The 21,630-nt window shown below is 62.8% G+C and carries 17 protein-coding genes, 1 tRNA gene and 1 pseudogene; 10 read left to right on the forward strand and 9 right to left on the reverse strand.

The window, feature by feature from the left end:
* Positions 1-110: 110 nt before the first annotated feature.
* Positions 111-932: a thymidylate synthase gene (locus RUW20_RS16915; RefSeq protein ID WP_313953397.1), complete on the reverse strand. Its 822-nt coding sequence runs from the start codon at positions 930-932 to the stop codon at positions 111-113.
* A 187-nt stretch (positions 933-1,119) separates the two neighbouring features.
* Here RUW20_RS16915 and RUW20_RS16920 point away from each other — a divergent pair, with 187 nt between their 5' ends.
* On the forward strand, positions 1,120-2,646 hold the full coding sequence (locus tag RUW20_RS16920; RefSeq protein WP_313953398.1) for a hypothetical protein: 1,527 nt from the start codon (positions 1,120-1,122) through the stop codon (positions 2,644-2,646).
* Between the two features lie 17 nt (positions 2,647-2,663).
* On the opposite strand, the gene mog is transcribed toward RUW20_RS16920, so the two are convergent.
* Positions 2,664-3,263 (reverse strand): molybdopterin adenylyltransferase, encoded by a 600-nt coding sequence (gene mog / locus RUW20_RS16925; protein WP_409559380.1) that lies wholly within the window; start codon positions 3,261-3,263, stop codon positions 2,664-2,666.
* A complete protein-coding gene (gene yjgA / locus RUW20_RS16930) occupies positions 3,250-3,789 on the reverse strand; it encodes a ribosome biogenesis factor YjgA (RefSeq protein ID WP_313953399.1) in 540 nt (179 codons plus the stop codon). The genes mog and yjgA overlap by 14 nt, the downstream gene beginning before the upstream one ends.
* A 116-nt stretch (positions 3,790-3,905) precedes the next feature.
* Here yjgA and pmbA point away from each other — a divergent pair, with 116 nt between their 5' ends.
* Both pmbA and RUW20_RS16940 read left to right on the forward strand, forming a co-directional pair.
* Positions 3,906-5,279, forward strand: a complete 1,374-nt coding sequence (gene pmbA, locus RUW20_RS16935) for a metalloprotease PmbA (protein ID WP_313953400.1) — start codon at positions 3,906-3,908, stop codon at positions 5,277-5,279.
* Between the two features lie 147 nt (positions 5,280-5,426).
* Complete coding sequence (locus RUW20_RS16940; protein WP_313953401.1) at positions 5,427-6,506, forward strand: TRAP transporter substrate-binding protein; 1,080 nt, start codon at positions 5,427-5,429, stop codon at positions 6,504-6,506.
* Between the two features lie 137 nt (positions 6,507-6,643).
* Here the strand turns inward: RUW20_RS16940 and RUW20_RS16945 are convergent, their stop codons facing one another.
* Both RUW20_RS16945 and RUW20_RS16950 read right to left on the reverse strand, forming a co-directional pair.
* Positions 6,644-8,164: a TRAP transporter large permease subunit gene (locus RUW20_RS16945; protein WP_313953402.1), complete on the reverse strand. Its 1,521-nt coding sequence runs from the start codon at positions 8,162-8,164 to the stop codon at positions 6,644-6,646.
* Entirely contained in the window at positions 8,164-8,751 is a 588-nt protein-coding gene (locus RUW20_RS16950) for a TRAP transporter small permease subunit (protein ID WP_313953403.1), read from the reverse strand. Before RUW20_RS16950 ends, RUW20_RS16945 begins: the two co-directional genes overlap by 1 nt.
* A gap of 766 nt (positions 8,752-9,517) precedes the next feature.
* Here RUW20_RS16950 and RUW20_RS16955 point away from each other — a divergent pair.
* Positions 9,518-11,149, forward strand: coding sequence for a methyl-accepting chemotaxis protein (locus tag RUW20_RS16955; protein ID WP_313953404.1), 1,632 nt, complete (start codon positions 9,518-9,520; stop codon positions 11,147-11,149).
* 77 nt (positions 11,150-11,226) lie between these two features.
* Here the strand turns inward: RUW20_RS16955 and RUW20_RS16960 are convergent, their stop codons facing one another.
* Both RUW20_RS16960 and RUW20_RS16965 read right to left on the reverse strand, forming a co-directional pair.
* Positions 11,227-12,885: an FAD-dependent oxidoreductase gene (locus tag RUW20_RS16960; protein ID WP_313953405.1), complete on the reverse strand. Its 1,659-nt coding sequence runs from the start codon at positions 12,883-12,885 to the stop codon at positions 11,227-11,229.
* A 4-nt stretch (positions 12,886-12,889) separates the two neighbouring features.
* Complete coding sequence (locus tag RUW20_RS16965; protein WP_313953406.1) at positions 12,890-14,389, reverse strand: polyamine aminopropyltransferase; 1,500 nt, start codon at positions 14,387-14,389, stop codon at positions 12,890-12,892.
* 379 nt (positions 14,390-14,768) lie between these two features.
* On the opposite strand from RUW20_RS16965, the gene ydiK reads away from it, so the two are divergent.
* From ydiK to RUW20_RS16985, 4 genes and pseudogenes are all read left to right on the forward strand, one after another.
* On the forward strand, positions 14,769-15,905 hold the full coding sequence (ydiK, locus tag RUW20_RS16970; RefSeq protein WP_313953407.1) for an AI-2E family transporter YdiK: 1,137 nt from the start codon (positions 14,769-14,771) through the stop codon (positions 15,903-15,905).
* A gap of 114 nt (positions 15,906-16,019) precedes the next feature.
* On the forward strand, positions 16,020-16,625 hold the full coding sequence (locus RUW20_RS16975; protein ID WP_313953408.1) for a riboflavin synthase: 606 nt from the start codon (positions 16,020-16,022) through the stop codon (positions 16,623-16,625).
* A gap of 194 nt (positions 16,626-16,819) precedes the next feature.
* Positions 16,820-17,110, forward strand: a complete 291-nt coding sequence (locus tag RUW20_RS16980; RefSeq protein WP_313953409.1) for a nucleotidyltransferase family protein — start codon at positions 16,820-16,822, stop codon at positions 17,108-17,110.
* Positions 17,103-17,458 (forward strand): annotated as a pseudogene (locus RUW20_RS16985) (DUF86 domain-containing protein). The gene RUW20_RS16980 and the pseudogene RUW20_RS16985 overlap by 8 nt, the downstream one beginning before the upstream one ends.
* On the opposite strand, the gene RUW20_RS16990 reads toward RUW20_RS16985, so the two are convergent.
* Together RUW20_RS16990 and yegQ are read right to left on the reverse strand one after the other, a co-directional pair.
* Positions 17,448-18,587, reverse strand: a complete 1,140-nt coding sequence (locus tag RUW20_RS16990) for a hypothetical protein (protein WP_313953410.1) — start codon at positions 18,585-18,587, stop codon at positions 17,448-17,450. The pseudogene RUW20_RS16985 and the gene RUW20_RS16990 overlap by 11 nt on opposite strands.
* Positions 18,588-18,601: 14 nt before the next feature.
* Positions 18,602-19,915, reverse strand: a complete 1,314-nt coding sequence (gene yegQ / locus RUW20_RS16995; protein ID WP_313953411.1) for a tRNA 5-hydroxyuridine modification protein YegQ — start codon at positions 19,913-19,915, stop codon at positions 18,602-18,604.
* A 73-nt stretch (positions 19,916-19,988) separates the two neighbouring features.
* Here yegQ and rng point away from each other — a divergent pair, with 73 nt between their 5' ends.
* Both rng and RUW20_RS17005 read left to right on the forward strand, forming a co-directional pair.
* Positions 19,989-21,443, forward strand: a complete 1,455-nt coding sequence (rng, locus tag RUW20_RS17000; protein ID WP_313953412.1) for a ribonuclease G — start codon at positions 19,989-19,991, stop codon at positions 21,441-21,443.
* A gap of 109 nt (positions 21,444-21,552) precedes the next feature.
* Positions 21,553-21,629, forward strand: a tRNA-Met gene (locus tag RUW20_RS17005).
* The last annotated feature ends 1 nt before the right edge of the window (position 21,630 follow it).

The following is a 21,630-nucleotide window of genomic DNA, read 5'->3' on the forward strand; positions in this document are numbered from 1 at the left end:
AAGTGTTCACCGGCCGCGAAACTCGCCCTGTATCCGCTGAAGTTGCTGGCTGGCCATCCGCTCCGTGACTCGCGGCAACTTCCATCTGGCGTCATCTTCCTGATCATGGGCTAAACCGCGACCGGAGCTGCTATGTGGGGGTGTGGATCGTAGCCTTCAAGGCTGAAGTCCTCAAAACGAAAGGCGAAGAGATCCCTTATCTCCGGGTTAAGTCGCATGCTTGGCAAGCTGCGAGTTTCGCGTGTCAACTGCAGCCTCGCCTGTTCGAAGTGATTGGTGTAGAGGTGCGCGTCGCCAAAGGTGTGCACGAAATCGCCAGGCTGGTAGTCACAGACCTGCGCCAGCATCAGCGTGAGCAGCGCGTACGAGGCAATGTTGAAGGGAACGCCGAGAAAGATATCGGCACTGCGCTGATAGAGCTGGCAGGACAGCCTGGGGCGAGAGTCAGCATCGGCTGGCGAGGCAGGCGCGACGTAGAACTGAAAGAACGCGTGGCAGGGCGGTAGCGCCATCCGCTCGACGTCGCCCGGATTCCAGGCGGTCACCAGATGGCGGCGCGAGTCGGGGTTGTGCTTCAGGCCGTCGACGAGCTGCGCGATCTGGTCGATTTCGCGTCCGCCAGGAGTTTGCCAGTGGCGCCACTGATGGCCGTAAACCGGACCAAGATCACCGTTTTCGTCGGCCCATTCGTCCCAGATACGGACCCCTTGCTCGCGCAGGTAGCGGATGTTGGTGTCGCCTTGCAGCAACCACAACAGTTCGTGGACGATCGAGCGCAGGTGCAGCTTCTTGGTGGTCAGCAGGGGAAAACCGGCATTGAGGTCAAAACGCATTTGCCAGCCGAATACCGAGCGTGTACCGGTGCCGGTGCGGTCTGCCTTGCTGTTGCCATGTTCGAGGACATGGCGCATCAGGTGGAGATACTGTTGCATGCCTTCTGCCCGCCATTGTGTGATGCCGAATTGTAGAGTAAAGAGTGTCTGTGCTGGCCTGACTTCCCTGCTTCGGAGACTATTCAGGGGCTTTCCGGCCGTGTCGAACGGCGTTCGACACGGCCGTGGTTTACAATTTGGCATCTCGCCCAGGCGGTCTGTGGGTCTGTGACAAGGCTGGCTTCCAATGATGCTCAATCTCTTCCCCTTCCCGCAACGTTCCGATCACCCTCTGGCCGATGCCAAGGAGCTGAAGCGGGTTGTTGCCGAGTTGCGGGTGGACAAGGCGGCCGATGCCGTCGATGAAGTAGTGGGCTGGTTCGAGTCGCTCGAGCATGCCGCTGATTTTCGCCTCGACCTCTATTTTGATGTGATCCGCCAGCTCGACGATGTGGCGCAGCCGCATCTGCGGAGTCTGGGGCGGGACTACCTGTTGTCACCAGGCCTGTCGAAGCTTGGCGAGGAACGTCTATGGGCCACGAGTTACGGCTATTGGCGCCAGCTCGCCGCGCTCTACACTGCATGCGCGGAGCGCGCCCGCCTTGACCCCAAGGGCAAGGGAACCCATGCCTTCAAGGCATCGTTACCGCTGGCGCTGGTACGCTCGCAGGCGGCACGCTGCAATGAACTCAAGTGGCTGGCGTATTGCTACGGATCCGAGTCTGACGAAGTCTGGAAGGGGCTCGGGGCGACCTATGTGGCCGCGGAAGCGGTTGGTGACGGCCAGAAGGCGGTGCAGCTATACCCCGCTCGGCAAGGCTTGTGCAGTGTCGCACAGCAATATCTCCACGCCATCGTCTTTTCTACCTCGTCGATGGATAGCCTGACGCCGTTGGAGATGGAGCTGGCTGATCGGCTGACCGCCCATTTCCTGCCGAAGTTCGCGTTGTCGCCCGATTGTCGTCCGGACAGCATTTACTGGCTTGACGCGGCGAAGGGCTCGGCGCCTCTGCGTCTGGCCCGCCCCCCGGGGAAGACCAGCGCGGGCCTGCGTTTTCTTTCGCCCGGCACGGCACGAGGGGCACTTGATGAACTGACGCACGTCGTCGAGCGTGGTGAGGTTCCGGCCGACCTCAATCTGGGTGGTGAGTATTCGCAGCGAGCGCTGCTGCCGGTCCTGCGCCATCTGGCTGTGCACTGGGCGTTACGGCCGCCAAAGCGCATGTATCAGCGTCATCCGGTAACAACCACAATGCAGGTGCTGCATGGTTTCGACGAGTGCTATTCGGTATTTTCCGGTGCGCAGCCGTCCGGGCAAGACAGACGGGGCCGGGAAAGCTGGGTGGTCGAGAACGTCAGCCTCGGGGGCTTCCGGGTCCACGGGGACGACTTGTCGGGTGCGCCGATCAAGCTGGGCGCGTTGCTTTGTGCACAGCCGGAAGGTGGCGAGAACTGGTTGCTGGGTGTGACCCGACGCTTCAACCGGGTTGCCGGTCGACGCACCTGCCTGGGCGTCCAGGTACTTGCCCGGCACGCACTGAGCATCGAGCTGGCACCACGCCGGAGTGGCTTCGCGGTGGCTTTCGCCGTTCCCGGCATCTGGTTGCGTGACGGTGCCGAAGCTGGCGTGGAACGCATCGTGCTGCCGCTCGGTGGCTTCAATGTGCGGGAAATCATGGAGTTCAACGCCGAGGGCCGGCGTCGTGTACTGGCGCCGGTTGAATTGGAGGAGAGCGGTAGTGACTACGAAATCGGTCGCTTCCACGTACAGTAGCGCCCGCGGCGCTCGCCTTACGCCGTTGGTGGCGAGCGCAGCGCAGATTTCGGTCTGAATGCCTTGACGATCTGATCGACAGTCTCGACGTAGGGACCACCGATCAGGTCGATGCAGTAGGGGACAGCGGCAAAAATCCCGCTCACCGTCATCGTTCCGTCGGCAGCTCTTACCCCCTCCAGGGTTTCCCGGATCGATTTCGGCTGGCCGGGCAGATTGAGGATCAGCGCCTTGCCACGGATCACCCCGAGCTGACGCGAGAGGATCGCGGTTGGTACAAAGTTCAGGCTGATGCGTCGCATTTCCTCGCCGAAACCGGGCATCACCTTGTCGGCCACGGCCAGGGTGGCTTCCGGAGTGACATCGCGCGGCGCCGGACCGGTACCGCCGGTGGTCAGCACCAGATGACAGCCGACCTCATCAACCAGCTCGATAAGCGTTCTTTCAATCGACGCCTGGTCGTCAGCGATCAGGCGGGTTTCCGTTCGCCAGGGGCTGTTCAGCGCACTGCCAAACCACTCCTCGAGAGCCGGGATTCCCTGGTCCGCGTAGACCCCCTGCGCGGCGCGGTCGCTGATCGAGACCAAGCCGATCAACAGTTGTTCACCGATGGTCATGGTCATTCTCTGTGCTCGGCGCTTCTGCGGGCGAATCGAGATCCTTGAGCAGCTGAAAGATGGCGCGATAGCTGCGCGGGGCCTTGCCCTGCTCCTGCTCAAGCAGAGCGGCGCGGCGTAGTGAGCGCAGATGCTGCCGGTCGACGGACGGGAAGTTCTCGGCGATTTCGTACAGTTTTTTTTCGTCGGCCAGCAAGGCGGTGCGCAGTCGCTCAATGCGATGAAGTTTCGCCGTCTCGTCGACCGAATCACCACGAACGACCGCCAGCGAGCGGCGAATCGGTTCGGGGTCCACGTCACGCATTACTCGGCCGATGTACTGCAGCTGTCGCCGCCGCGCCTCGTCGTGTCGGCTCATGCGCTGCGCTGCGCGCACCGCCTCCCGCAGATCCTCCGGGAGCTCGACTCGCTTCATGCGATCTACCGGCAGATCCACCAGCTCCTTGCCGAGCTCCTGCAGGGCTTCCATTGCCCGCTTGCGCTGCGTTTTGGATGGCGGGGCTTGCTCTTCTTCGGGGTCGGTCATCGGCTGGTGATTTGTCTTTCGCAGTGACAGGAGGGAACGGCAGGGCGTTGCAATGCCGGCAGGGATGCCCTCCGACGAACTGCTATGATAGCGACTTTTGTCTCTGGCCACCGCCCATGTCCCGTCCAGCCGCTACCGCCGCCGCCAGATCACGATTCAGTTACCGCGCCGATACCCTGCAGCAGCAGGCGCGGGACGTCCTCAGCCACGCCAAAGCGGGTGGCGCCAGCGCCTGTGAGGTTGACGTCACGGATGGCTTTGGTCAATCAGTGACGGTTCGCCGCGGTGACATCGAAACCATCGAGTACAACCGCGACAAGGCGATCGCTGTCGCGGTCTACCTGGGCCAGCGAAAAGGCCAGGCCAGCACTTCCGATTTTTCGCCGGCCGCTCTGCGTGAGACGGTCGATGCGGCGCTGAACATTGCCCGTTATACCGCCGCCGATCCCTGTGCCGGCTTGCCCGATCCCGAGTTGCTGGCGATCGGCACCGAGGCGCTACCGGATCTCGATCTCTATCACCCGTGGCTGCTCTCGGTCGAAGCCTCCGTCGAACTGGCCCGGCGTTGTGAGCATGCCGCTTTCGCGGTCAGTCCGCAGCTGAGCAACTCGGAAGGGGCGACTCTGTCGACCCAGGAAGGGCAATTTGTCTCGGCCAACAGCCTTGGTTTCATGGGCGGTTATCCGACCTCGAGACACTATCTGTCGTGTTCGATGATCGCCGGCAAGAATGAAGGAATGCAACGCGACGACTGGTACACGGTGGCGCGCGACCCGCGGGCCATCGGTTCGCCGGAGCTGATTGGCGAGCAGGCGGCCAAACGAGCGCTGTCGCGGCTCGGTGCGCGCAAGATCAAGACCTGCAAGGTGCCCGTCCTGTTCGAGGCTCCCCTCGCTGCTTCGCTGATCGGCCACTTCGTGCATGCCGTCAGTGGTGGCAGCCTGTACCGCAAGACCTCCTTCCTGGTTGACAGTCTTGGCAAGCGTGTCTTCTCCGAAAAGCTGCAGATCAACGAGCGACCGCATCTGGCGGGCGGCCTGGCCAGCGGCTACTTCGACAGCGACGGGGTGGCAACCCATGACCGCGAGCTGGTGGTCGACGGACGGCTGCAAGGCTATTTTCTGAGCGCCTACACGGCGCGAAAGCTGGGCATGCAGACCACCGGCAATGCCGGCGGTTGTCACAATCTCATCGTCCGTCCCGGCAAGCGTGACTTCAGTGGTCTGCTCAAGAAGATGGGGCGCGGTTTGCTGGTTACCGAATTGCTTGGTCATGGCGTCAACTACGTGACCGGCGACTATTCACGCGGCGCCGCCGGCTACTGGATCGAGGGCGGCGAGATCGCCCACCCGGTGGAAGAGATCACCATCGCCGGCAATCTGCGTGACATGTTCAGGAACATCGCGGCGGTCGGCAACGACGTGCTCGTTCGCGGATCGAAGCAGGTCGGGTCGCTGCTCATTGAGCAGATGAAAGTCGCTGGCGAGTAGGCGACTGGCGCAGCGATCCTCAGTGTGCCGAATTGCTCGCCAAGCTCGTCTTGCGCCAGCAGGGCGAAACCCTATTTCGCCGCACCACGGCCTTTTGGCTATAATCAGCGGGCACTACTTCTACAACAAAACCATTGGAGACAAGCCGTGGAAAGACGTTCATTTTTGAAGAATGCTGGTGTCGGCCTCGCTGCCGGTACCGTTGCCATGCCCGCGATTGCCCAGAATGCCCCGACGATCAAGTGGCGTCTGGCGTCCAGTTTCCCGAAGAGCCTGGATACCATTTACGGTGGTGCCGAAGTGATGGCCAACCGGGTAGCCGAGGCAACCGGCGGTAAGTTCCAGATCCAGGTCTTTGCCGGCGGCGAAATCGTCCCGGGTCCGGCAGTGTTCGATGCTGTCAAGGACAACACAGTGGAGATGGCCCATACCGCGTCTTACTATTTCTTCGGCAAGGATCCCAGCTACGCTTTCGACTGCGCCATTCCGTTCGGGATGAACAACCGCCAGACCGACGCCTGGATGCGCTACGGCAACGGCACCAAGCTGCTCACCGAGTTCTTCGGAAAGTCCAATATCGTTCCCATTCCCTGCGGCAACACCGGCACCCAGATGGGCGGCTGGTTTCGCAACGAAATCAAAACGGTCGCCGACATTAAGGGGCTGAAGATCCGCATCGGTGGATTTGCCGGTGTGGTGCTGACCAAGCTGGGAGCGGTGCCGCAGCAGATTCCGGGTGGCGACATCTACCCTTCGCTGGAAAAAGGTACCATCGATGCCGCTGAATGGGTGGGTCCCTACGACGATCAGAAGCTCGGTTTCAACAAGGTCGCCAAGTACTACTACTATCCGGGATGGTGGGAGGGTGGTCCGCAGCTGTCGGTGTACGTCAATAGCGCCAAGTACGCCGAGCTGCCGAAAGAGTACAAGACCATTCTGCACCTGGCCTGCGCTGACGCACACGTGGACATGATGGCCAAGTACGATGCCAAGAACCCGATTGCTCTCAAGCAGCTGGTCGGCTCGGGTACGCAGTTGCGGCAGTTCCCGAAGGCAGTGATGGACGCGTCGTACAAGGCGGCGATGGAAGTCTACGCCGAGACCTCGGCGAAGAATGCCGAATTCAAGAAGATCTACGACGACTACAAGAAATTCATGGCCGATCAAGTCCTGTGGTTCCGTATTGCCGAAGGTTCGTACTCGAACTACCTGGCAACATTGAAATAGCCGGCGCAGCGAGGGGCCTGCGATAGGCCACTCGCGTGCGGAAGCAAGAAAAAACGGAGGCCTCCTTGGCCTCCGTTTTGCTGTGCGTGGCGCGACCCCGAGGGCCGGGTCGGCGCCGCGAATTGCCGGGGTAAAGACTACTTGTTCTTTTCCTGCTCCTTGAGCATCTCGAGAATGGCATCGGTGGCGGCTGCGCCTGGCTTGGGCCTTTCCTGCTGCGGCGCATCCGGCGCTGGTGGCGCGCCGTAGCCTCCCCCGTAGCCGCCGCCCCCGTAGTCCGACTTCGGAATGTCGATCTCCACCTTGTCGAGGTCGACCTTGACCTTCGCGTCGAGGTTGAAGGTGACCCGTTGCGGGAAAGCGATCAGCATGCCGACCATGATCACCTGGATACAGACAAAGGGAATCGCGCCCCAGTAGATGTCGGTGGTCTTGACCGAAGCCGGTGCCACCGAGCGCAGGAAGAACAGCGCGAAACCGAAAGGCGGGTGCATGAACGAGGTTTGCATGTTCACCGCCAGCAGGATGCCGAACCAGATCAGGTCGATGCCCAGCGCCTGCGCCACCGGTCCGAGCAACGGCACGACGATAAACGAGAGTTCGAAGAAATCGAGGAAGAACGCCAGCAGGAACACCAGGACGTTGACCACGATCAGGAAACCGACCTCGCCACCGGGCAGCCCGGTGAGCAAATGCTCGACCCAACGGTGCCCGTCTACGCCGTAGAAGGTGAGCGAGAAGACGCGCGCGCCGACCAGGATGAAGATCACGAAAGTGGTCAGCTTGGCGGTGGATTCCATCGCCTGCTTGAGCAGGCTCATCGACAGCCGTCGGCGCGCCAGCGCCATGATCAGGGCGCCGGTGGCGCCCATCGCACCGCCCTCGGTTGGCGTCGCGATGCCCATGAAGATCGTGCCAAGCACCAGAAAGATGAGCATCAGCGGCGGCACCATGGTGGTCAGCGCGCGCATCAGCAGTTTGCTACCGCGCAGTACCCGTGCTTCAACCGGTAAGGCGGGCACCCACTTCGGCCGGAAAATCGCCACCAGGATGACGTAGCCGACGTACAGCATGGTCAGCGCGACCGCGGGTATGAAAGCGCCCTGGTACATGTCGCCAACGGATTTTCCCAGCTGGTCAGCCATGATGATCAGCACCAGCGACGGGGGCATGATCTGCGCCAGCGTCCCGGAAGCCGCGATGATGCCGGTGGCCAGTTTGGTGTTGTAGCCGTAGCGCAGCATGATCGGCAGCGAGATCAGCCCCATCGAGATCACCGATGCTGCTACCACGCCGGTGGTCGCCGCCAGGAGTGCGCCGACGAAGATCACCGCGAAGGCCAGGCCGCCGCGTAGTGGCCCGAAAAGCTGGCCGATGGTGTCGAGCAGGTCTTCGGCCATTCCCGATCGTTCGAGGATGAGGCCCATGAAGGTGAAGAAGGGAATCGCCAGCAGGGTGTCGTTGCTCATCACACCGAAGATGCGATCCGGCAGTGCCTGAAACAGCTGTGGGCCGAGCAGGCCAAGTTCGATACCGATCAGACCGAAGAAAATGCCGTTGGCCGCCAGCGCAAAAGCGACCGGGAAACCTACCAGCAGAAACAGGACCATCGAGGCGAAGATGATCGGCGCCATGTTGTTGATCAGGAACTCGGTCATCAGAGTTCTCCCTGCCGCGCCTTGATGGCCAGCGCCAGTTCTTCCTCGGCAGTCGGATTGTGTAGCTTGGCGGTCGGGTCGGGACACAGGCCGCGCAGGAAGCCGATCCGTTTGATCAGTTCCGAGAGGCCCTGAATGACCAGCAGAAAGAAGCCGATCGGCACCAGCAGGCGCACCGGCCAGATGGTGAGGCCACCGGCGTTGCTCGATTGCTCGTTGGTTTCATAGGCAAGGACGAAGATCGGCCACGACATGTACATGACGGCGACGGCCATCGGCATGAGAAAGAAGATGATGCCGAAAATGTCGATCCATGCCTGCCCTCGCTTTGAGAATCGGCCGGCAATCAGGTCGATGCGCACGTGCTCGTTGCGCATCAGCGTGTAGCCGGCTCCCAGCAGGAAGATCGCCGAGAACAGATACCACTGGATTTCTAGGAAGGCGTTTGAGCTGTAATCGATGGTGTAGCGCATGACCGCGTTACCGGCACCGATCAGCGTGACGATCAGGACCAGCCAGATGATGCTTTTGCCGACGCGCTCGGTGAGGCCGTCGATCAAATTCGAGAGCTTGAGTAATCCATTCACGGAACAATCCCCCCTAGACAGCTGAAAACTCGGTTCTTCCTGAGCCGATCGCTCGCCAGTCGCTTTTTTGTCGGGCGGTAGATCGGGCCGCTGTACCAAAAAAAAACGCGTCGCATTCGCGCAGGCAACAAGGCGGCATGATTATGGCACATCTTTCGTCCATGCGAGAGCGACTGCAGCTTGTGAAGACCTCTCGGGTGGCATCGAAGAATATATGCACTATCAGATGGTTAGCGGGAGTTCGTCGGGTCGTTGACGGACCGTCTGTGTCAACGGCCGGGCATGCGGCGCTGCTGCGGGAAGCGCCACGAAACGCCACCACCCACCGCCATCTGGCGGCCGTGCGCGACCATCAACTGCCGCAAAGCGCGGCGCTAGAGTGTGGCGTGTCGTTTGGCAACGGTCTTGCCCGGGACGAGGGCGCATAAAGTGCCGGCAGAAACAGCACGCTCAGCATGGTGGCCACGATCACGCCGACGAGCATCCGTGGCATTGCCGCCTTGATCGAGTGGTCGCCCTTGACTGATTCCCCTGTCGCGCCGCCCATTTCTATACGCAATCCGCATGGCACTGGGGGCAGGCAGGGGCTCGAGCTGTGGGTCGATCTGGGCGCCAAGCACCGGCGCCTGAATGTCGTCGGGAAAGTCGTCGAGCTGCGGTCCACCTGTTGTTTTTCCGCCACCACGAGGCCCTTGCCACGGGAACCTGCGAGAATCCCCCGGCCGTACGCCAAGCGTGCTTCCGACTCTCCAAAGGACTTGATCTAATGACCGGTTTTCGTCTACGCACACAACTCGTGCTGGTGGCCCTGGCCCTGGCGGCCGGCTTTCTCGTCTTTGGCGCCTGGGCCTGGCATACGATCGCTCAGACCAAGGTCGGCGGTGCGAGCTACAACCGCATCGTGCTGTACAAGGATTTGGTGGCCGACATCCTGCCGCCGCCGAACTACATCATCGAGTCGTATCTGACCGTTCTGCAGCTTTCCGACCCCGATCGAGCGGCCGAGCGCGAAGAGTTGATCAGCAAGTTCGCCCAATTGCACAAGGACTACGACACGCGCCACCAGTTCTGGCTTGCCCAGCAACTGCCGGAAAGCATCAAGGCGCGTTTCCTGGCGGACGCGCATGCGCCTGCGCTACGCTTTTACGAAATCGCCGAGCGCGAGTTCATCCCCGCGGTCAAGATCGATCAATCGCTGGCTGCGTACAGCGCGCTGAAGAAGATTGAGGTGCAGTACCTCGAACACCGCAAAGCCATCGATGACGTGGTAGCGATGAGCATGCGCGAACAGGAAAGCATCGAGAGCTCGACGGCGGCAAGCCTGCGCTCGGGTCTGGAGATCTTGGTGGTGGTCTTCGTGGGCAGCGCTTTGCTCGCTGCGGCGGGGAACTTTTTCTTTGGGCGCTCGTTGCTGGCCGGCATTGGCGAAGCGCGGCGGCGCTTGAGTGAGATTGCCAACGGCGATCTCACGGCACCGGCCAGTCGGAGCAAGCGCGCTGACGAGGTTGGTGACCTGCTGCACTCTCTCGACGGCACGGCCGAGAAACTGAGCGCAACGGTGCGCCAGATTCGCGCTGCGGCAGAAACGGTAAGCGGCTCCGCCGAGCAGCTGTCGACGACCATCTCCGGTGTCGCCGACGGCGCGCAGACGCAGAGTGCTTCAGTGATGGCGATGGTCACCACCATGGAGCAGATGTCCAGCGGCATCTCGGCCATGGCCGAGCAATCGGATTCGGCGCGCAGCAAGGTCGAGCAGGCCGGGGGGCGCTGCGATCAGGGGAGCAAGCAAATTACCAGCACTGCGAGCGTCGTCGAAGCGCTGGCCAACGACGTTCAGGCAACGGCTGATTCCATACGCCTGCTAGGCGAGCGGTCGCGTGAAATATCGAGCATCGTGAATGTCATTCGCGAGGTGGCCGATCAAACCAACCTGCTTGCGCTCAACGCGGCTATCGAGGCGGCTCGCGCCGGCGAACAGGGCCGCGGCTTTGCCGTCGTCGCCGACGAGGTGCGCAAGCTGGCGGAACGTACGGCGCAGTCCACGAACCAGATTGCGACAATGATTGCCGATATCCAGTCAGGAATAGAGAGCGCGGCCAGTGGCATGAGCGCCGGATCGGAAAGCGCGCGCGCGAGCATCAGCGCGGTGCAGATGGCGAAGGCGACGATGGAGGCCATCGCTGCCCAGACGCGAACCTTGGTCGCCGACATCAAGGTGATCGCTGAGGGTGTCGAGGCGCAGCGGCAGGGGAGCGGCGAAATCACCGTCGCCGTTGAGAGGATCGCCAGCGGCTCGGAAGAGAATAGCGCTGCTGCCGGGGGGGTGTCCGCCACCGCGAACGACCTGGCGACGACGGCGCTTCGTCTGCGCGAAACGGTAGAGTTTTTCCGCATCTGACCAGCCGCCTCGACGCGCTGGCCGAGCGGGCGAGCACGGGCTCGGGCTGTCAACGCGTTTGCGCGCCTGCGTGCGGCTCACGTCAGCGAGCTGCTATGGCGCACGCCGAGCTGGCGCAACGTTCGCTCCCCGGCCAGCACGCCGCGGTATTGCGCCTCCTCGAACAGCGAAAAGCCGCTGACATCGGCGTGCGCGAAGCGCAGACGTGTGCCGTCGCCTTCGAACCGAGCTCGCGCCGTACCCCAGATCAAGCCGGGCGTCGGGCGGGCCATCGCGTGCCCGTTGCGAAAGACGTCCAGGCGGGTCGTCAGTAGTCGGATGTTCGGGTGCGGCCGCTCCAGCTCGGCAAAAATCCGTTCAGCCCAGACCTCGCGTGGCGTGTCGCGCAGCATCTGGCGGCCCTGTTGCGGGCTCATGTCGTCGAAGGCGCGGTAGTAGGTGAGCACGGTCGCCCCCGGCCACACGCGCATCTGCTGGTGGGTGGCGACGACATAACCCAGGGCGGAACTGTCGTATAGCACGTTATCCCAGGCGCGCGGCGCGCCCCGGCGGTCGTCGGGGAAGCGCGACAGGGTCAGATTGGCGACCAGCCACGGTGCGTAGCTGTAGCTGCGCGCTGCCGACTTCAAGGTCTCGTAGCCGCTGAAAACATGTGGCAGGAGGAACAGCGGTGCTGCCCAGATCAGCTGTTCGGTGACCACGCGTACGGTTCGGCTCTCGCCCGGCAGCCACAGATCGACCTCGATCGGCCCGCCCGGCGGGCCGTTGCCGCCAGCGACGCGAAAGGCCAGCGCACCGCCAAGCAAACGGTCGCCGGCACGCTCCCGGATCGACCGCAACATCCCGCGTGCCAGCCAGGCGTTGCCCTCCGGCGCGGTGAGCACGGTGTCACTGCTGGCGTTCTGCGCCTCGCCGTCGCGGCAGGCGAAATAATGGATGCCGGCCCAGGCCGAGACGGCGGCGCTGCTCGCGCCATAATCGTCGCGACAGGTGTAGTTGACATACCACTGCAGGTGCGGGGAATCGAAGCCCTGTGCCAGCAGCCAGTCGTGCATGCTGATCGTGTCGAGGACGAGCAGCGCGGCATCGCGGCTCGACAGCGCCATCGGCAAGGCGAAAGCGCGCCTGCCCTGACTATCACGCTGGCGCCGGAAAGCCTCCATCCGGTCGAAGAAGCGCTGATACTGCGCGAGCTCGGCGGCGCTGACGGCGCCTTGCGGCAGCAGTCCCTCCTGCCAGCGGCCGTCGCGATAAAGCCGTTCCTGCGGCGTTGCGCAGAGGTAGCGCTCATCATAAGTGGGCTTGGCTGCACGCGGGTCGCCCTGCAGAACGCCGAGTTCGGCGAGCAGCTCGCGCACTGCCGTTGCCTCGCGTGTGGGCAGCGGCAGGTAGTGCGCCCCCCAGGGGTAGGCGCTGACGGCATTGCCTCCAGCGCGCGAATTGCCACCGGCTTCGTTCTCCAGTTCGACCAGCAGAAAATCGGCAAAGCCCGCTTTGGCGAGTTTCCAGCCGGCTGAAAGTCCGGCAATGCCGGCACCGACGATCAGTACCGGGACGTGTCGGGTCTCGCCGGGTGGCGCGAAACCGCCATCGCGCAAGCGGTGGCCGAGGTCAAGCGACGTGCCCAGCAGCTCGCCGGGCGGCACGGCTGCTGGCGTGCTGCGACAGCCGGCCAGCGCGGCAGCACCAGCCGCGCCGGCCGCCGCGACCGAGGTCAGAAAGTTGCGGCGATCCATCGCGCTAGCGGATCACCTGCCGCCACTCCTGCTCGAAGTAGCGCACCAGCACCTGACTGTTAAGCCGGTTCACTTCGGCCTCGACGCGCGCCATGTCCTTGGGGAACACGAACAGCGCCGGCGTCGTTGCCGGGGTCAGGAAGCGCGTGTCGACCGCGTAGGATTGCGGCGGTCGGTAGGCGTGGCGACCGGCCAGCACGAAGCCCCATTCGCCGAACGAAGGCACCAGCGCGTGGTAGGGCGTCGCCACCAGGCCGACACTTTCCAGGGTGGTGACGACGCACCAGAACGACTGCCGCGCGTAGAGCGGCGAGGTCGACTGGATGACCGCCAGCGCCCCGCCTGCCAGATGTTTTTCGAGCAGGCGGTAGAACGCCGAGCTGTAGAGCTTGCCGAGCGCGAAGTTCGAAGGGTCCGGGAAATCGACGACGACGAAATCGAATAGCTCGTCATTCTCCTCCAGCCACTGCAGGGCATCGGCATTGACCACCTTGACCTTCGGCGAATGCAGCGCGTCCTGGTTGAGTTTGCGCAGGGGCGGCGCGCTGGCGAACAATCGGGTCATCGCCGGGTCGAGGTCGACCAGCGTCACCGACTCAACCTGCGGGTACTTGAGAATCTCGCGTAGCGCCAATCCATCGCCGCCGCCGAGTACCAGTATCCGCCGCGCGGCCGGCAGCGTGGACAGTCCGGGATGGACCAGTGCCTCGTGGTAGCGGTACTCGTCGCGCGAACTGAACTGCAGGTTGTTGTTCAGATGCAGGCGCAAGTCGTCTTTCCAGCGGGTGACGACGATGCGCTGGTAAGGCGTGCTCTCGGCATGGACGATCTCGTCGCTATAGAGGTGGGCCTCGGCCAGCGAGGTGAGTTCACCGGCCGCGGCAAAGGCCGCCAGCAGGGCGAGCATTGCCGTGCCGCCCTGCACCCGCAGCCAGCGGAAGTTCTGTAGTTGCCCACGAAACAACCACCACGCCCACAGCGCCACCGCCACGTTGAGCACACCGAACAGCAGGCCGCTGCGCATCAGGCCCAGATGCGGCACCAGCAACACCGGAAAGAGGATCGACACGGCCAGCGCGCCGAGGTAATCGAAGGTCAACACCTGCGAGACGACATCCTTGAACGCCAGGTCACGCTTGAGGATGCGCATGATCAGCGGGATTTCCAGTCCGACCATCACGCCGATGCCGAAAACCGCCAGGTAAAGCGCCAGTTTGAACGGCGCTGGCGACCAGGCAAAGATGAAGAACAGCGCCGCCGCCGAGAAGCCACCCAGAACGCCGACCATCAGCTCGACCTGGATAAAACGTGCGATCAGGTGCTGTTCGATGTAGCGCGACAGCCACGAGCCGATCCCCATGGCGAACAGGTAGGTGCCGATCACCGTCGAGAATTGAGTCACCGAGTCGCCGAGCAGATAGCTGGCCAGCGCGCCGGCGATCAGTTCGTAGGCCAGGCCGCATGAGGCGACAATGAAAACCGAGAAAAGCAGCGCGTGATTCATCGTCGAGGCGGACCGGTAATCAACAGGGCTTGGCGCGAATCGCCCGCGATGGCTGATTTCGCTCGCTGCCAGGTGATGGTTCTCTTCTGCACGCAGTCCATTTTATTCCCAAGCCTTGGCCGTACTACCATTCGTGCTGGTACCGCTGGCGATCCATTGACCCTCAATGTGAAAACGCGCAGCCAATCCTTTTTTGCGTTTCCGGAAGCGCCTCGCGTATCCGAACGCCTTGCCTGGCAGGCAGCCATCATACGTTTCGGGACGCAATTTGAGCTACCATTCTGGTGCTTCGCGCGCATCCGTGCCCCAACGCGGACGCTGCGAGCGACGGGCCAGCGAAGCAAATGCCTCCAGCAAACAAATGATTCGGATGACCCAGATGATTAACATCACCCCGCCCAAGACAGAACTGGCCCGCGGTACGCTGGTCATCCTTTTTATCGGCGTACTGATCGCCGCTTCAGGCTGGATCCTGAAACCCTTTCTGCCAGCGCTGATCTGGGCGACGATGGTTGTCGTCGCCACCTGGCCGGTGATGCTGAACGTGCAACGGCGCCTCGGCAATCGTCGCACGCCGGCGGTCATCGTCATGACGCTGCTGGTGCTGTTGGTTCTCGTCGTTCCCTTGTCGCTGGCCATTGCCACTCTGGTCGAACACGCCGACCAGATCACCAGCGGGGCGAAATATCTCGCCGCCATGGAGGTCCCTCCGCCGCCCGCCTGGGTGGCTAGCGTGCCGCTGATCGGCGACAAACTCGACCAAGGCTGGGTGCAACTTGCGGCCGTTGGAAAGTCCGGATTGATCGCCAAGATTGCGCCCTACGCGGGAAACCTGACCAGGTGGTTCGCCGCCGAGGTGGGCAACTTCGGGCTGGTTTTCGTCCAGTTTCTACTCACCGTCGCCCTGTCGGCCATACTCTACGCAGGCGGCGAGCAGGCGGCGGCAGAGGTACGGCGTTTCGGCCATCGCCTGGCCGGCGAACGTGGCGACGGCGCTGTCGTGCTGGCCGGCCAAGCCGTTCGTGCCGTGGCGCTCGGCGTTGGCGTGACCGCCCTGGTGCAATCAGTGCTCGGCGGCATCGGCCTGGCCATTGCCGGCGTCAAGTTTGCGGCCATTCTCACCGCGCTGATGTTCATGCTCTGCATCGCCCAACTCGGCCCGACTCTGGTGCTGGCGCCCGCCGTCGTCTGGTTGTACTGGGGCGATAACACCGGGTGGGGCACCTTTCTTCTGGTGTGGACAGTGATCGTCGGTAGCCTGGACAACTTCCTGCGCCCGATCCTGATCCAGAAGGGCGCCAACCTGCCCTTGCTGCTGATTCTCGCTGGTGTCATCGGCGGCCTGCTGGCTTTCGGCCTGGTCGGCATCTTCGTTGGTCCGGTGGTGCTGGCCGTAGCCTACACCCTGCTGCAAGCGTGGATGGCTGACGGCTCGGCTTTGGTGGACGCCGGATCGGCTGATCTCGGGGCTTCGCCTGACGCTGAAAGCAAGAGCCGCGAAGCCGCTGGCGGCTGACCCTTGTCCGTCCGGTTAGGGCGCTTCGTCTGGCGTCCGGCGCGCCCGAAAGGCGACGGAGCGGCATGCTAGAATCCGCCGTTTCCCCGATCACTTCTCCGCCGGATGTTCGCCATGTTCTCAGGAATCATCGCTGCTGTTGGCCAAATCACCGCGATCACGCCACGCCATGACGGCGCCGAAACCGTCCGCCTGACCATCGCCGCCGGCAAGCTCGAACTCGATGACGTGGCGCTCGGCGATTCGATTGCCTGCAACGGCGTTTGCCTGACCGTCGTCGGCCAGCAGGACGCATGTTTCTTCGTCGACGTGTCTCCGGAATCGCTGGCATGCACCGTTGGCCTTGCCGCGCCGGCTCCGGTCAACCTCGAGAAGGCGCTACGCCTGGCCGATCGCCTCGGCGGGCATCTGGTCTCCGGTCACGTCGATGGTATCGGCGAGGTGCTGCGTTTCGACCCGGTTGGCGACAATCGCCTGCTCGAGATCCGGGCGCCGGCAGCTCTCGCCAGATACATCGCCCGCAAGGGGTCGATCACCGTCGACGGCGTCAGCCTGACGACCAATGCGGTGGACGGCGCCACCTTCACCATCAACCTCATCCCGCACACGCTCGAAGCCACCACCCTCGGGCGGCTGCAGCCCGGCAGCCGGGTGAATCTCGAAATCGACCTGATCGCGCGCTATTGTGAACGGCTGCTTAATGCTGATACGGAACAATGAGGGCGGCTGAGCCATATTGGGCTCGAGTCGGAGCATTTCTAGCGTAGCAGGCGCAGACGACTCCCGCCATGGGAAGGCGCCAAGATGTGCGTTGGTTCAGCACTGCACTCTGCAAATGTTGTTTATCCAACCGTGTTTACTTGGCTGCGCACTTCTCCGACAATCGTGCAGACGAACGCCTGTCTGGGGGTGCAATGAACCGTTCAACCGCCCTGCAATTGCTTTCCAAGAGCAAGCCTGTGCTGACGGAGCGCTTTGGAGTGACGCGCCTCGCTCTGTTTGGCTCGACCGTACGCGAGGCGGCACAATCTGACAGTGACATTGATGTCCTTGTCGCATTCGATGGACCGGCGACTTCGGAACGCTATTTTGGCGTCCAGTTCTATCTCGAAGACCTGTTCGGCAGTCGGGTCGATCTGGTTACCGAAAAGGCATTGCGTGCCGAACTGCGTCCATTCATCGAAAAGGAGGCGGTGCATGTCTGACAACCCGGCTCGTGAATGGCGCTTCTATCTCGACGACATGATCGGTTTTGCCGAGAAAGTCATCGTCTATACCGAGGGGCTCGACCAGACCGGATTTGTTGCCAATGGACTGAGTTACGATGCGACCTTGCGCAATCTGGAACTGATCGGCGAAGCCGCAACGCCATCCCGAATGCGATTCGAGATACCACTCCTGATTTCCCGTGGCGGCTCATCATCGCCACACGTAACCGCCTGAGTCATGGCTGTCTGGGGATCGACAACGACACCCTGTGGAGCATCATCCGGACTGACATTCCGGCCTTGGTGCCACAAGTCCGGCAACTCCGCAAGCAGTTCAGTCCGTGAGGGGGCAGTGACTCCACCGTGCCTTGTGGACGACTAAGTCCTGTTCACTCCTTGTCAGCCATGGCACGAGCGCTGCCGCTGCTTCTTCAGCGCCCGAAGGCTGCGGAGTTGGTGGGGTGGCTTGGCTCCACAAGCGCTCAAGCGCCGGTTGCAGGCGACCCGCGCGCAGGTCGCCCTCGCCAACTTCCTTGCAGCGCCCGTGTAGCTGCAGCCAGTCGATCAGGAAATCCTGTTCCGGCCAGTCCTCGCGCCGCAGGTAGAGCAGCGGCGTGCCGTTGCAGGCGGCTTCGGCGAAGGTGCCATAGCCCGGCTTGGTCAGTACCGCGTCGACCGAACGCAACAGATCGATGATCGGTCGGTGCAGAGGTTCCAGATCGGCGGCGTTTGGGTGATTGACCCGCCAGGCTTGTGGAACCAGCCAGCGCAGCCCGGGAAGCGCCGGCCAATCGTTGATTGGCAGTTGCTTTTCGACGCCACCGAAGGCAACCAGGACCACTCGCTCCTCATCGCTACAGCCGAGCTGCGCCTGCAATTCCTGCCGACAGTCGCGCCCCAGCGCGGCAAGCGGGCCGATCGGGCGTAGCCGCGGCAGGTCGGCCATGGCCATTCCCGGCGTTGCGCGCAGGAAGCATTCGGCGCTCTTGTACGCCTCCAGCATCTGATGGTGGATGGCCGCCGCCCAGTCCTCGCGGGCGAAGAAATGGGCGAAGAGCTCGGCCCAGTTGAGCGAGCACATGGCGACTGACGGAATGCCGGCCCGTGCGGCGCCGGCCAGCGGCAGGTAGGCGACGTCAGTGAACACCAGATCCGGCTGCAGTTCGTTGAACAGGCGGGCATCACGATCGACCAGCGCTTCCCAGTCGGCGTGTTGACGGCGATAGGCCAGCGCCGTCGCCTCCAGGTCAAGGCTCACCGCATCGTGCATCACGTAGCCGAAATCGCTGCTTTCGTGCAGATGGGTAAAGTTGGCCGACAGGCGAGCCCGCAGCTTGTCGGTGGGCAGGCCGCTGCGGATGGTCAGGCGCAGTTCGGGCAGACGCTGCTTCAAGGCTTCGAGTACCGGCGCCACCTGTGCCAGATGGCCGAAGCCGTGTGCCGAGATGTCGACGAAAAGGTGTGCCCGGCCCATCGGCGTTCGACGAATCAGACGAAGCGCGCCAGCATCGCGCCGGGCAGTTCGACCGGCAGCGGGATCCACACCTTGTGGCCGTTGCCCGGGGCGACACGGATTTGTGCGCCATCGAGGTTTTCCATGTGCTCGAGCGCGATCACGCGATTGCCTGAGGGATGGATGATTTCCAGCCGATCGCCCACCGAAATGCGGTTCTTGATGTCGATCAGCGCCAGCTGGCGCTCGCCATTCCAGTCGATCACGTCGCCGACGTACAGGCTGCGCCCGGATTCCGAGTGGCCGCGCAGGTAGTTCTGCATTTCATGTTCGTGGTGGCGCTGGTAGAAGCCATCGGTGTAGCCGCGATTGGCCAGGCCCTCAAGTTCGCCGAGCAGGCCCGGGTCGAAGGCGCGGCCGGCAACCGCGTCGTCGATGGCGCGGCGGTACACCTGCGTGGTGCGGGCCACGTAATAGGGCGATTTGGTGCGTCCTTCGATCTTCAGCGAATTGACGCCGATCTCGGTCAGGCGGCGGACGTGTTCGACGGCGCGCAGGTCCTTCGAGTTCATGATGTAGGTGCCGTGCTCGTCCTCATCGATCGGCATCAACTCACCCGGGCGCTCTTTCTCTTCGAGCAGCCACTCGCCACCGATGGCGCCTGTGGCGGGGGAGTTGCAGGCACCCATCCTGTCAGCCGCTTCAGCGTCCGCCGGCTTCACTTTGTAATCCCAGCGACACGAGTTGGTGCACGTGCCCTGGTTGGGGTCGCGATGATTGAAGTAGCCGGACAGCAGGCAGCGGCCCGAATAGGCGATGCACAGGGCGCCGTGCACGAAGACTTCCAGCTCCATCTCCGGGCATTCCTGGCGAATCTCGGCCACTTCGTCGAGCGACAGCTCGCGCGACAGGATGATCCGGCTGATGCCCAGCTTGCGCCAGAAACGTACGGCGGCGAAGTTGACCGTGTTGGCCTGCACCGAGAGATGCACCGGCATTTCTGGCCAGGCTTCGCGAACCAGGTCGATCAGCCCGGGGTCGGCCATGATCAGCGCGTCCGGTTTGAGCGCCACCACCGGCGCCATGTCGGCGAGATAGCTGCGCACCTTGCTGTTGTGCGGCAGGACGTTGCTGACCACGTAGAATTTGCGGCCGCGGGCTTGCGTTTCGCCGATCGCGCTGGCCAGCGTGTCGAGGTTGCCGAAGGCGTTGTTGCGTACACGCAGGCTGTAGCGCGGCTGGCCGGCATAGATCGCGTCGGCGCCGTAAGCGAGCGCCGTACGCAGCATGGTCGGGGAACCAGCCGGCGCGAGCAACTCGGGCGAGATCAAGGTAGAGACGGTGGGCATCCGGGGAGGGGGCGTGAGAGGGTAGAATGGGGCAACCCGCAATCTTACCCTCATTCTCCCGATCGCCCCGCCCATGTCCGAAGAGATCCTGATCAATTTCACCCCGCAGGAAGCCCGCGTCGCCGTCATGTATCAGGGTGCCGTGCAGGAACTGCATATCGAGCGCAGCGCCAGTCGTGGCTTTGTCGGTAACGTCTATGTCGGGCGCATCGTCCGCATCCTGCCGGGCATGCAGTCGGCGTTCATCGACATCGGGCTTGACCGAACCGCTTTTCTGCACGTCGCCGATATCCGCGAACCGCGCCCCCACGACGAACCGCTGCGGCCGATCGAGCGCCTGCTTTTCGAGGGCCAGAGCATCCTCGTGCAGGTGATCAAGGACCCGATGGGCAGCAAGGGCGCGCGCCTGTCGACGCAGGTGTCGATCGCCGGACGCATGCTGGTCTATCTGCCGCAGGACAATCACATCGGCATCTCTCAGCGCATCGAGCGGGAGGCTGAACGCGAAGCCCTGCGCGAAAAACTGTCGCGCCTGGTGCCCAGCGAGGAAACGGGCGGCTTCATCGTGCGCACGATGGCCGAGAACGCGAGCGACGCTGAATTGGCCAAGGATATCGAGTATCTGCGCAAGCTCTGGCGTGATATCCAGCAACAGTCGACAACCGCCGCGCCACCTTCCCTGCTTTACCAGGAACTGTCGTTGGCGCAGCGCGTGCTGCGCGATTTTGTCAATCCCGAGACGGCCGCTATCGTCATCGATTCGCGCGAGAATTTCCAGAGGCTGATGGCGTTTGCCGCCGAATACACGCCGACCGTCGCGCCCTTGCTGGGGCACTACACCGGGCAGAGGCCGCTGTTCGACCTGCATGGCGTCGAGGACGAGATCCAGAAAGCGCTCGCGCGCCGGGTCGATCTCAAGTCGGGCGGCTACCTGATCATCGATCAGACCGAGGCGATGACCACCATCGATGTCAATACCGGTGGTTTCGTCGGCGTCCGCAACTTCGACGACACGATTTTCAAGACCAATCTCGAAGCGGCACAGACCATCGCCCGCCAGCTGCGCCTGCGCAACCTCGGCGGCATCATCATCGTCGACTTCATCGACATGGAGAATGAAGAGCACCGGGCAGCGGTTCTCAGCGAGTTCAACAAGGCGCTGGCGCGCGACCATACGCGCCTGACGGTCAACGGTTTCACGGCGCTGGGTCTGGTCGAGATGACCCGTAAGCGGACGCGCGAATCGCTCGCGCACGTGCTCTGTGAAACGTGCCCGACCTGTGACGGTCGTGGCGAAGTCAGAACGGCGCGCACCGTGTGCTACGAAATCCTCCGCGAACTGCTGCGCGAAGCACGCCAGTTCGACGCCCGCGAATATCGCGTGCTCGGCAACCTGGCGGTGATCGATCGCTTTCTTGACGAAGAGTCGCAAGGTCTGGCCATGCTCTCCGACTTCATCGGCAAGCCGATTTCGCTCCAGGCCGAGCCGAGCTACACGCAGGAACAGTACGATATTGTTCTGATGTAGCTGCTTTTCGGCGTCCCTCAGGGGCCGCCAAGAACGCGTGTGGAGAACCGGCCAGAGCAGTTCGCAGCTTGACCACCGGGTGGCCGGGTCCTATAATCCCGCGTCCCAAGGTGATGTAGCTCAGTCGGTTAGAGCGATGGATTCATAACCCATAGGTCGGTGGTTCAATTCCACCCATCACCACCAA

The sequence above is a fragment of the Accumulibacter sp. genome, assembly GCF_032229525.1.
Taxonomy (GTDB): domain Bacteria; phylum Pseudomonadota; class Gammaproteobacteria; order Burkholderiales; family Rhodocyclaceae; genus Accumulibacter.